The sequence below is a fragment of the Phascolarctobacterium succinatutens genome, assembly GCF_023497905.1.
GTDB lineage: Bacteria > Bacillota > Negativicutes > Acidaminococcales > Acidaminococcaceae > Phascolarctobacterium_A > Phascolarctobacterium_A succinatutens.
In genome coordinates, this window is record NZ_CP097284.1 from 1787569 (window position 1) to 1799648 (window position 12080).

Sequence of the window (12080 nt, forward strand, 5' to 3'; positions counted from 1 at the left end):
GTTTTTTGATGCTCACTTTCAGTTTAGCTTGCTCAAATAATTTTTCAGGCCACGCGCACGGTTAGCAACAGCTTCGCTGATACGTGTGACGCGCTCTTTATCCAGATACGGACTTGTCAACAAGGTATTCTGCACTATCTCAGCGCAAGCATCAATTCCATTAATATCAATAAGGCACTCTTTAACTAAGGCAAGCTGCTTTTTCTGCGTATCTTTAAATGGCATAGCAGATAATTCTGTTCCTATTTCGCTATTTAATGATTCGCACCACAGGCTTGTACCATTATCAAACAACGGTGCAGGACCTAGGAACTTCAAAGAATTAACATCACGGATAAAGCCAAAATTGCCATAATGCCTGTCGCTGTTCTCTATCAGGTAATCAAGGCAAAGCATCTGCTGTAAATAGCCTGCCACATCAGGAATTTGCAACTGCTCGCAACACCTGAGGAAGTGTCCGTAAGCAGAATCGTTATTCGACTTGGTAAGAATATCCTTAACATAATAAGCAGGAACAAATTCTGTTTCCGTAGTAATAAAATTAGGACACAGACACAGCGGACGATTATCCTCTATAATCAGTTCATAGGGAACATGCTTAATCGTCAGAGCCTCCGCTACATTGGCGGCAGCAATTTCATTATACGGCTGCTGCAACAGCGGTACCGAGCCTGCTTTGGCAAGATACGTAACGCCGTTGATTTTCACCCACTTTTTCTTTAACCAGCCATTGCTTGAAGCATCAGGCGTGAACGGATTTATTGCAGGCCTGGAGGACTCCTTTTGAAAAAACGCTTCCCCTAACTCCTTGGAAAAATCGTTGGTGAAAAAGTTTACCTCCTGCCATGTCAGCTCACTGCCGACAGGCTTCAGCCAATATTGATCGGACAGACTCAACCCCAAGCTGCGCTTGCTCAAAACCGCTGGAGATTCGACATCATACAAATGCAGGATATAGCGCAATCCGTCGCGACTTGCAGGAATAATACGGCTACGCCACCATTGATTTAATTTGTCTGTGAGCTTATTGAAATCATCAGTAAAAATACCTACAGGAAAGGCTTCTGAATTGTATATCTGCAGGACTTCGGTTATATAGCCTGCAGCGGACATCGTTGTCTTAACCAAAGGAATATTTTTATTCATGATTATATACTTATCCATGCTTTTCCCTCCTTCAGTATTTTTTATATTATACCGCAAGCAGCATTTTTTTGAAAGAAAATTATAACCGCCCGCATCTCCACTTCACCTGAGACACGGGCGGTCATTTTTATTTTTGAAGATTAATTACAGCAGCTCAGCCTTTTTATCCAGAATTGCTTTGCAGGCAGCGCAGGCCGGGCAATCGCAATAGGCAGCCCCGGCAGCCTTGATTTCCTTAGCATGTGCCAAAATATTTTTTGCCAGCTCAGCACCGAAAACGCCAACGCCTGCTTCGGAACCGGCAAAAGCAATCAGCCCGTCTATCGGCATGATATCTGATTCCAGCTCTGCAATATAAGCTTTGGTTACTTCTGCTTCTTTCGCAGTACCGACAGCAGCAAGCCATTTTTCAGCAGCAGCCTTTGCTTCAGCGCTGCAGCTATGAGCAGCAATTAAAGCTACAGTTTTTTCTTTAACAAAATCTAACGTTTCTTGTGTCATAATCTGTTAACCTCCTCGTGATGCGTTGCGCATCATCTGTACATATCATAGTACCAAATTGCAGTCCTGTAAAGTACGCACTTTCACGTGCGCTAGTTACCGCAAGGTTACTATTGTAGTATCATGCGTATGCCCTCAGCTTGATGATAATTACGTCCGTACTACGCACAGTAGAGAATATCATATTAATACACAAAAACTTATAAAATTACCAGGCAGCAACGGTTCCGTCAGCACGCGGCTCCGTTGCTCCCGCCAGTACGCCGTCAGGGCAGCGCCAAATAATTTCGCCCCTGCCAAAGCTGGTGTAATCGCTCATTACACGTACGTCATGCCCCTGCTTGCGCAGCTGTTCCACTACCTCCGGCGCAAAGCGATCCTCCAGCCACACCTCGCGTCCATCAATCCACTGCCAGCGCGGCGCATCAAGCGCAGCCTGCGGATTCAGCAGGAAGTCAATCGTGTTCATCAGCACCTGCACATGACCTTGCGGCTGCATATAGGCACCCATAACACCAAACGGTCCGACTGCTTCGCCATCCTTAGTCAAAAAGCCGGGGATAATTGTATGATACGGCTTTTTGCGCGGCAGCAGGAAATCATCCGAAGATTCGTCCAAGCTGAAGCCTGAGCCCCTATCATTAAAGTTGATGCCATAACCCGGCAGTACAACGCCACTGCCAAAGTCTTTGTAGTTGCTTTGGATAAAGGAAACCATATTTCCTTCGTTATCTGCAGTACACAGATAAACAGTGCCGCCGCAGAACGGTTTGCCTGCTTCCGGCAGCAAGGCCTGCTCGCCAATAAGCGCACGGCGTTTGGCTGCATATTCCTCGCTCAGCATAGCTTCCACCTTAGTACGCATATAGCGCTGGTCAGCAATATACTGCATGCCATCGGCAAAAGCCAACTTCATAGCTTCTATCTGCTTATGCAGTGTTGCTACGCTGTCACGTCCGTCGAATTCAAAGCCCTTCAATATATTCAAAGCCATCAGCGCTGTAATACCATGACCGTTAGGCGGCATTTCCCACACATCATAGCCACGGTAATTAATATGCACAGGTTCAACAAATTCCGCACGATAATCAGCCAAATCTGCCAACGTCAGATAACCGCCGGTCTTTTCGCTGAAGTCGACAATTTTTTCGGCAAGCTCACCGCGATAATAGCTTTCACAATAGCTTTCCGCCAACAAACGCAAGGTTTTGGCATGGTCTGGAAGACGTACCAACTCGCCTGTGCGCGGTGCCACGCCTTTGGGCGCAAAGGTTGCAAACCAGGGTGCAACAGCAGGATTATCCTTATACGGCGCCAGCGCCTCAATGCCCTCCTGCCAGAAGCGTGCTACTATCGGTGAAACAGGATAACCGTTTTCCGCATAATCAATAGCAGAGGCAAATAATTGCGCAAAGGGCAGACGACCGAAACGCTTGTGCAGCTCCGCCCAGGCTGAAGGCGCCCCCGGAACAGTCACAGCCTGCCAGCCTCTAAACGGCATTTTATCTGTATGTCCTGCAGCACGCACTGCCTCCGCCGTCAGGTTCTGCGGCGCATAACCGCTGCCGTTGATACCATAAAGCTTATTCTTTACCCAGACAATCGCAAAGCAGTCGCTGCCAAGACCGTTATTCGTAGGCTCCACTACGGTCTGACAAATTGCTGTTGCGATGGCTGCATCAATAGCATTCCCGCCCTGCTGCAAAATCTGCAGGCCGACCTGAGATGCCAATGGTTGCGAGGTGCAGACCATACCGCGTCTGCCATAAACTACGCGACGGCGCGAAGCGTAAGGATATTGTTGTCCGTCGAATTGCATTTGCATAATTATCACTCCATAAATGATGATTAGTTGAAAAAAGCACACCTTTACAGATGTGCTTTTAATAAAAATCAAGTAATTATAAAATCTTGGACAGGAAGTTTTTGGTGCGTTCTTCTTTCGGATTGCCAAAAATCTCCTCAGGAGTTCCTTCTTCCAAAATTTTGCCGCCGTCTACGAAGCATACACGGTCGCCAACCTCACGGGCAAAGCCCATTTCGTGAGTAACAACAGCCATGGTCATACCTTCGTTAGCCAACTGCTTCATAACGTCCAGAACCTCGTTAACCATTTCCGGATCAAGAGCACTGGTAGGCTCGTCAAACAGCAGAGCCTTCGGCTTCATGCACAGGGCTCGCGCAATAGCAACACGCTGTTGCTGACCGCCGCTGAGCTGATCGGGATAATTATTGGCTTTGTCTTCCATGCCAACCTTTTTCAGGTACATATGTGCAGTCTTTTCTGCTTCATCCTTAGAAACGCCGCGCACCTTCATCGGTGCCAGCATCAGATTCTGCATAACAGTCATATGCGGAAACAGATTAAAGCGCTGGAATACCATGCCTACTTCCTTGCGGATTTCGTTAATATTAGCCTCACCGTTCAGAGGAATACCATCGATAACAATGCTGCCGCCGGTAGGCTCCTCCAAAAAGTTGATGCAACGCAACAGAGTACTCTTACCGCTGCCGCTGGGGCCGATAATAACAACAACCTCTTTTTCCGCAATCGTCAGGTTTACACCCTTGAGTACGTGCAGATCACCAAAGCTTTTCTTCAGATCTTTGATTACAATCATTTCCTTGCTCATTTCGTGTCAAACCTCCGCTCCAGATAACCGGTAAACCTTGCAACAGCAAAGGTCATAATCAGATAAATAATAGCTACAGCCATCCAGATTTCAAAGGAAGCGTAGGTACGGGCAATAATCAGCTGACCGCGACGTGTCAGCTCTTCAAAACCGATAACGGAAACCAGAGAGGAATCCTTCAGCATAGCGATAAACTCATTGCCCAGAGGCGGAATGATGCGCTTGAAGGCCTGCGGCATGATAATATAGCGCATGGTCTGTGCCCAGGTCATGCCAAGGCTGCGGCCTGCTTCCATCTGGCCCTTGTCGATAGACTGGATGCCGGCACGGAAGATTTCGGCAACATACGCACCGCTGTTGATGGAGCAGGCGGAAATTGCTGCCACAAACGGATCAACACGGCTGCCGATAATATTAGGCAACGCAAAATACACGAGGAAGATTTGTACCAGCAGCGGGGTGCCGCGGATAAAATCTACATAAACATTGGCAAAATAACGCAACGGCTTAATGCTGCACAAACGCGCAATACCAATCATGCAGCCAATCAGCAGACCGAAGGTAACGCTCATCGCCGTAATCTCTACGGTAATAGCGGCACCGGCCAGCAAAAGCGGAAACGAATTTGCCATAAGCTCAAAATTCATATTCTCCCAATCCCTTCTAAATTCTTAGTTTCAGGCCGGAGATAACTACTGCTTATTTTTTCTCTCCAAACCATTTAGTATAAAGCTTATCATATTCGCCGCTCTTTTTCAATTCAGCTAAAGCTTTATTTAAATCACCAGCCAGCTTGCTGCCTTTTTTAACAGCAATACCGTAAGGCTCAGCTTCCATTCTTTCACCAACAGTTTTAGCAAAGTCCTTGCCAGCTTTGGTCATATAGTATTCAATAACCGGTGCATCACCGATTACAGCATCAGCACCGCCGTTTTTCAGCTCCAGAGAAGCTTCATCCTGAGTATTGAATGCCTTTACTTTAGCGCCTTCAACAGTTCTGGATTTGTTTTCACCGGTAGTACCGATTTGGCAGGCAATAGTTTTGCCCTTCAAATCATCGATGGATTTTACATTACTGTCTTTACGTACCATGATCATCAGACCGGAGGTATAATAGGATTCAGTAAAATCAACAACCTTTTTACGCTCGTCAGTAATGGTCATACCGGCAATAGCAACATCAATATTGTTGGAATTCAGCGCCGGAATCAGAGCATCAAAGCCCATGCTTACCATTTCAACCTTGTAGCCCATTTTCTTGCCAAGAGCTTCAATCAGTTCAATATCAAAGCCGGTCAGATCCTTGCTGCCTTCTTTAGGAAATTCAAACGGTGCAAATACAGGCTCAGTGCCGACACGCAAAACCTTTGCGCTGTCAGCCGCCTTTTTTTCCTCACCGCCGCAGCCGGTCAGCAGCATGCTGCAGGCCATAATAGCCATCATCAAAAATACTAATACCTTTTTCATTTGTTGGTCCCCCTCATTTTTTCTTTTCTATTTTTTTAATATCAAACGGAGCACGTCCGGCAATTAAACCCTGTCGTGCTCCGTAGTGAACAAAATATTATTTCTTTACTTCACCAAACCAGGTTTTGTAAATCTTGTCATATTCACCATTTTTCTTCAACTCAGCCAAAGCCTTGTTGATTTCGCCCGCAAGCTTATCATTACCTTTTTTAACAGCCAGACCGTATTGCTCTGCTTCCATGATATCACCAACAGTTTTCATGCTGGCGTTACCACCCTGTGCCAGGTAATAACCAACTACAGGACTATCATTGATAATCGCATCAACGCCTTTGTTTTTCAGTTCCATAACAGCTTCATCATTAGTATTGAAAGCAGTTACTTTAGCGTTAGCAACGTTTCTGGCATTTTTTTCACCGGTAGTACCGATTTGGCAGGCAATACGTTTGCCTTCCAGATCTTTAACGCTCTTAACTTCGTTGTTGTCCTTATTTACCATAACGATCAGGCCGGAAGTATAATAAGGTTCAGAGAAGGTAACAGCCTTTTGACGTTCTTCATTAATGCTCATGCCTGCAGCAACAACATCAATGTTGCCGGAGTTCAGTGCCGGAATCAAAGCGTCAAAGCCCATGCTGACAATTTCAACCTTGTAGCCCATTTGCTTGCCGATAGCACGTGCCAGATCCATGTCAAAACCATCATAGCTTTTACTGCCCTCTTTTTGGAATTCAAAAGGAGCAAAGGTAGGCTCTGTACCTACACGCAGTACCTTTTCCGGTTCAGCAGCTTTTTTATCGCCACCGCCACAGCCAGCAATCATCATAGAAGCAGCAGTCAGAACTGCCATAACTAAAAACAAAATCTTCTTCATCATCATTTCCCCCTTCGATATTGTAAGCCAATTTTGAGATAGGTACATTATATACCTAAATTCCCGCAAGGTAAAGTATTTTTATGAAAAAAATAGTATAAAAATAAAAATTTGCCGCATTTTTTTCATTTTGCGGCAAACTGTAATTTAGGTAACAAAAAACAACTCAGCTGACCTGGTTTTCGCCCCCACACTCGCCTGCTGGAAGGTTCGCTCCTAAGCATTCCGCTCCCCACTACTACCTCTCTCGCCCATAATTTTTTTGCGGCAGGACTTACTTCTAAGCTGCACCGTGCTCACAGCAAAATTTTGCTGCTTACGTGGATCGTTTCGCCTGCAACTGGCATCGACTTGCAACCACAGACCTGAGTTGTCCTATCTATTATAATGGGAAAAAAATTTTTTTGCAAGTCAATCGCTCTGCATACTTTTATCTTTTCTCAAAAAGTGCTATACTATTTGTACTCAATATTGAACGGAAAAAGGAAATAAGCTTTATGATTGCTATACCACAATGTCTGGACTTTGCTGATGCTCGCCTGACGAAGGATATCTGCGAGTTCTATTTAAGAATGTTGGAAATTAAAAATAGAGAAATTTATCTGCACAGCCAGCAGGTTGCCAATTATTCTGCCAGCACTGCCGCTAAGCTCGGTCTGCCTGCCAGCGAAGTTTCGCAGATAAAAACAGCAGCGCTGCTGCATGATATCGGTCAGCTTTCCGTACCCAATATTATTTTGGCTAAGCTGCCGTTTCTTTCTACGCGCGAGCAGTCTATTTATAAACGTCACTGCATCGCAGGCGCCAGCATGCTGGAAAACATTCCCGGCTTTGATACCATCAGCGATATCATCCGCGCGCACCATGAAAAATGGGACGGCACCGGTTATCCCAAACGCCTGAAGGGACAGAACATCCCTATCGGTGCACGCATAGTCGCCGTAGCCAATTATTATGACCGCAACCTTAACCCCTGCACCCAGCATTGGCAAAAAACTCACGCCGACGCTATCATCGAGCTGCAGAATAAGGCCGGTCTGGATTTTGAGCCGGCAATAGTCAAAGCCTTTATCGAATCTGTTATTCCGCAATCCTTGCGCACACAATTAAAATAGCATTGTCAGTCCTGCTAAGACCGACAATGCTATTTCTTTTTCCTGGCATCCCTGCTCCTGCGAGCCGGGATGCTTTATTTTTTATAAATTTGTAAACGCACTGCTTATCAGATGCTCAAGCCTTCACCGTCATCCCATTGTACAATGCCGTCTGCCTTCAGCGATTCCTGCACTAGGATAACGCGTTGGTTTTCGCTGCCGCGAAAGCGCAGATTAGGATTCTTCAGCTCAAGCTTAAATTCTCCGTCTACCAGTACGTCAATGTAGGACAACATTTCCTCAGTGATTTCCCAAGCGCCGAGATTACCTGTCAGCATATCTTTTTCGAAATCATAGCCGCTGTAGCACCAGATATCCTTCTTGGGAAAGCGTGCTCTTACCTTGCGCAGGAACGGCAGCAGTGCTGCCTGATTGGCAGGCTCGAATGGTTCACCGCCCAAAAGCGACAGGCCGCGGATATGTTCGTTCTCCAACAGCTCCAGCAAATGCTCTTGCGTTGCTTCCGTAAAAGGCTGACCGTAATTAAAATTCCAGGACTCCGGGTTGAAGCAGCCCTTGCAATGATGCGTACAGCCGCTGACAAACAGCGATACACGCAAGCCCGGTCCGTTAGCAATATCCAGATTTTTTATTTCTGCGTAATTCATACGCCCTCACCTCGCAAATTACAGATGCATTACTCTGGCTTTGATTTCCTTAGTCTTGCCTACATTCCAGAAGTTCTCTCCCAGATAACCGCAGGTACGGCGGATAACCGTCATCTTGGAGTGATCCTTGTTGTGGCATGCGGGGCATTCCCACTCATTATCATCATTAATGGTAATTTCACCGTCAAAGCCGCAAACATGGCAGTAATCGGATTTAGTATTAAACTCCGCATACTGGATGTTGTCATAAATGAATTTGACAACCTCTTCCAATGCTTCGGTGTTGTGACGCATATTAGGAATTTCTACATAAGAAATCGCACCGCCGGAGGAAATATTCTGGAACTGGCTTTCAAATTTAAATTTGCTGAAAGCATCAATCTTCTCACGTACGTCAACATGATAGGAGTTAGTGTAGTAACCCTTATCGGTAACATCCTCAATCGTGCCAAAACGTTCCTTGTCGATACGTGCGAAGCGGTAGCAAAGGCTTTCTGCCGGTGTACCGTACAGACCGAAGCCCAGACCTGTCTGTGCCTTCCATTTATCGCAGGCACCGCGCAGACGGTTCATAACGCGCAGAGCAAAATCCTTGCCTGCAGGATCTGTATGGCTTACGCCCTTCATCAGCTTGGTCAGCTCATAGAGGCCGATATAGCCAAGAGAGATAGTAGAATAACCGTTTTCCAGATACTTGTCTATTGTTTCACCCTTACCCAGACGGGCAATAGCACCGTACTGCCAATGTACAGGACTGACATCGCTCTTAATGCCCTTTAGCGCATTGTGACGGCACATAAGTGCTTCAAAGCACAGCTCCAGACGCTCATCCAACAGCTTCCAGAACTTCTGCTCATCGCCTTTGGCAACAATGCCAATCTGCGGCAGGTTCAGAGAAACTACGCCCTGATTGAAGCGACCTTCAAATTTATAGTTACCGTTTTCATCCTTCCAGGGAGACAGGAAGCTGCGGCAGCCCATCGGGGAGAAAACATTGCCTTCGTAGTTTTCACGCATCTTCTTAGCGCTGATGTAATCGGGATACATACGCTTAGCGCTGCATTTTACTGCCAGACGTGTAATGTAATCGTACTTGCCGCCCTTCAGGCAGTTATGCTCATCCAGAACATAAACCAGCTTCGGGAAGGCCGGGGTTACATAAACGCCCTTGTCATTTTTAATGCCCTGCAGACGCTGACGCAGAATTTCTTCCACAATCATGGCGTTTTCCTTCAGATACGGATCATCCTTCTGCAGATTCAAAAACAGGGTAACAAACGGAGATTGACCATTGGTGGTCATCAAGGTATTAATCTGATACTGAATAGTCTGTACGCCGCCCTTCAGCTCGTAGCGCAGGCGCTCGTTTGTCAGACGCTCCAGAGTTTCCTCATCAATGTTGCCTTCAGCGGCCTCCATAATACCCTTTTTGAACTTTTCGTAGCTCTTACGCAGATATTTGCCCAGATGACGGATATCAACAGACTGACCGCCGTACTGGCTAGAAGCAACAGAAGCAATAATCTGTGTCATAACGGTGCAGGCAACCTGAAAGCTCTTAGGACTTTCAATCATTTTGCCGTTCATAACCGTGCCGTTATCCAGCATATCGCCGATATTAATCAGGCAGCAGTTGAAAATAGGCTGAATAAAATAGTCGGCATCATGGAAATGCAGCACGCCCTCTTCATGCGCCTTCGAAATCTTTGCCGGCAGCATAATACGCTTCGTCAGGTCCTTGGAAACCTCACCGGCAATCAAGTCACGCTGAGTAGCAGCCATCGTTGCATTTTTATTACTGTTTTCTTCCATAACGTCCTTATTGCTGTTACGGATTAAGGACAGAATAGAATCGTCGGTAGTGTTGGCCTTACGCACCAGAGCACGTTTATAACGGTAAATAATATACTGCTTTGCCAATTCAAACTTACCGGCATCCATCAGGCTATGCTCTACCATATCCTGAATATCCTCTACAAGCAGACGCATGCGGTTACGAGATTGTACGCTATCCGCAATTTCCTGGATTTTATCCTCCTCAATACGAAATTCCGGTTCCACGGCAGCATTGGCTTTTTGAATAGCAACGACAATTTTTGCGGCATCAAAATCTACTGTTGTGCCATCGCGTTTAATAACTTTCATAACCTGTCAGCATCCTTTCCTGTAAAAATTAAAGTTATAAATTCATATCTTCGTATAAGAACTAAGAACAAAATTCCATAAGTTATTCTTAAAATACACCTATACGTTATTCAAGGCTCTGACCGTAACAGTCAAAGCCTTGTCTTTATCATAAAAAACAGCTACGGTTAAGCGCAGCATTTTCTGTAGCTTTATTCTACCACAATATATCGTAGGTGTCAAAGATAAATTCATCAATATGTTGATAAAATTCTTTGTAGACGATTTTTTCGCCAATTTAGCACTTAGCTTTATTTTTTCTGTTTTCAGCTAATTGCTTTACAAAAAAGTCCTGCAAGAGGAAATGTTCCGCAGAAAAGCAACTCAAAATTATCCCTCTGACGGCGTTTTTTCAAGCTGTTACCTTTGTACACGCACTGCAAAATATGGTATAATAATTTTCATCTTATTGTTTTGTTATAGGGGTGTTGTTTATGCATAATTCATCAGCAAATAATCATAGTACTCGCGGCGTTCTCATGCTCACGCTGTGTGCTTTTATCTGGGGCACTGCCTTTATCGCGCAAAGCGTCGGAGGCAATTACGCCGAACCGTTAACCTTCAACTGCGCGCGCAGTGTTTTGGCTACTATATTTTTGTTCGGCTGCTGCCTATTGTTCGACAAAGCGGCAGGTAAGCGCTTTACTGTTTTAGGCAGTGATGACCCTATTTATAAAGAACGTCTGCTTAAGGGCGGCATCACCTGCGGCCTGTTCCTCTCACTCGCGTGTTTTTTCCAGCAGCTTGGCATAATGTACACTACCGTAGGCAAAAGCGGCTTTATTACAGCACTCTATATCATTCTGGTACCTGTTTTGAGCTATATCTTCTATCGTCGCTCTGTTTCCCTGCTGCAGGGTCTCAGCGTTGTCGTAGCAGCCGTAGGCATGTACTTCATCTGCATCAACGAAGGCTTCTCTATCAACAAAGGTGATTTATACACCCTCATCTGCGCTTTCTGCTTTGCCGCACAGATTATCGCCATAGAAAATATCATTAAAAATCTTGACGGCGTGCGCCTGTCACTCATACAATTTATGACCTGCACCGTGGTCAACGGTGTGCTGATGTTTATTTTCGAAACACCATCCATGAGCAATATTATTGCAGGCTGGGCACCTATCGCCTACGCCGGTATCATGTCCAGCGGTGTAGCCTACACGCTGCAGATTGTCGGCCAAAAACATGTCAGCTCCCTGGTTGCCTGCATGCTGATGAGTCTGGAATCAGCCTTCGCACTGGTAAGCGGCTGGCTTATTTTGGGACAGGCTATGAGCAGCCGTGAAATCTTTGGCTGTGCTCTGGTATTTGCAGCTATTACGCTGGCACAGCTGCCGGAAGAAATACTGGGATTAAAGAAGCGCTAAGCCTTACACTTAAAATAAATTGACAAAGAAAAAATAATTTCCTATAATAAGCAAAGTAAGAGAGATTCCTGATAGCTGTATGTCAGTCCTCTCCGGATTTTGTTTTGCGAGAGACTGCCTGCTACCTCAGGCAGTCTTTTTGTTAT

Annotated in this window: 11 protein-coding genes; 2 read left to right on the forward strand and 9 right to left on the reverse strand. The window is 45.7% G+C overall.

Going from position 1 to position 12080, the window contains the following annotated elements:
• Nucleotides 1–18: 18 nt before the first annotated feature.
• From M5E81_RS08475 to M5E81_RS08505, 7 genes are all read right to left on the reverse strand, one after another.
• Entirely contained in the window at nucleotides 19–1164 is a 1146-nt protein-coding gene (locus tag M5E81_RS08475) for a HipA domain-containing protein (RefSeq protein WP_249747290.1), read from the reverse strand.
• A gap of 126 nt (nucleotides 1165–1290) precedes the next feature.
• On the reverse strand, nucleotides 1291–1647 hold the full coding sequence (locus M5E81_RS08480) for a molecular chaperone Hsp90 (RefSeq protein ID WP_249747291.1): 357 nt from the start codon (nucleotides 1645–1647) through the stop codon (nucleotides 1291–1293).
• 208 nt (nucleotides 1648–1855) lie between these two features.
• Complete coding sequence (locus M5E81_RS08485) at nucleotides 1856–3466, reverse strand: gamma-glutamyltransferase family protein (RefSeq protein WP_419720860.1); 1611 nt, start codon at nucleotides 3464–3466, stop codon at nucleotides 1856–1858.
• 82 nt (nucleotides 3467–3548) lie between these two features.
• Nucleotides 3549–4268, reverse strand: coding sequence for an amino acid ABC transporter ATP-binding protein (locus M5E81_RS08490; RefSeq protein WP_044484609.1), 720 nt, complete (start codon nucleotides 4266–4268; stop codon nucleotides 3549–3551).
• Between the two features lie 8 nt (nucleotides 4269–4276).
• Nucleotides 4277–4927, reverse strand: coding sequence for an amino acid ABC transporter permease (locus M5E81_RS08495; RefSeq protein WP_009146117.1), 651 nt, complete (start codon nucleotides 4925–4927; stop codon nucleotides 4277–4279).
• A 52-nt stretch (nucleotides 4928–4979) separates the two neighbouring features.
• Entirely contained in the window at nucleotides 4980–5747 is a 768-nt protein-coding gene (locus M5E81_RS08500) for a basic amino acid ABC transporter substrate-binding protein (protein ID WP_009146118.1), read from the reverse strand.
• Between the two features lie 97 nt (nucleotides 5748–5844).
• Entirely contained in the window at nucleotides 5845–6624 is a 780-nt protein-coding gene (locus M5E81_RS08505; protein WP_345740554.1) for a basic amino acid ABC transporter substrate-binding protein, read from the reverse strand.
• Nucleotides 6625–7118: 494 nt separating this feature from the next.
• Between M5E81_RS08505 and M5E81_RS08510 the strand changes: the two genes are divergently transcribed.
• Entirely contained in the window at nucleotides 7119–7736 is a 618-nt protein-coding gene (locus M5E81_RS08510) for an HD-GYP domain-containing protein (RefSeq protein ID WP_021720610.1), read from the forward strand.
• A gap of 107 nt (nucleotides 7737–7843) precedes the next feature.
• Here M5E81_RS08510 and nrdG read toward each other — a convergent pair whose 3' ends face one another.
• Nucleotides 7844–8383 carry an anaerobic ribonucleoside-triphosphate reductase activating protein gene (gene nrdG, locus M5E81_RS08515; RefSeq protein ID WP_249747293.1) on the reverse strand — a complete coding sequence of 180 codons (540 nt, stop codon included), beginning with the start codon at nucleotides 8381–8383 and terminating at the stop codon, nucleotides 7844–7846.
• 18 nt (nucleotides 8384–8401) lie between these two features.
• Nucleotides 8402–10528 carry an anaerobic ribonucleoside-triphosphate reductase gene (gene nrdD, locus M5E81_RS08520; protein ID WP_249747294.1) on the reverse strand — a complete coding sequence of 709 codons (2127 nt, stop codon included), beginning with the start codon at nucleotides 10526–10528 and terminating at the stop codon, nucleotides 8402–8404.
• Nucleotides 10529–11001: 473 nt separating this feature from the next.
• Between nrdD and M5E81_RS08525 the strand changes: the two genes are divergently transcribed.
• Complete coding sequence (locus tag M5E81_RS08525) at nucleotides 11002–11934, forward strand: DMT family transporter (RefSeq protein WP_249747295.1); 933 nt, start codon at nucleotides 11002–11004, stop codon at nucleotides 11932–11934.
• Nucleotides 11935–12080: the final 146 nt, after the last annotated feature.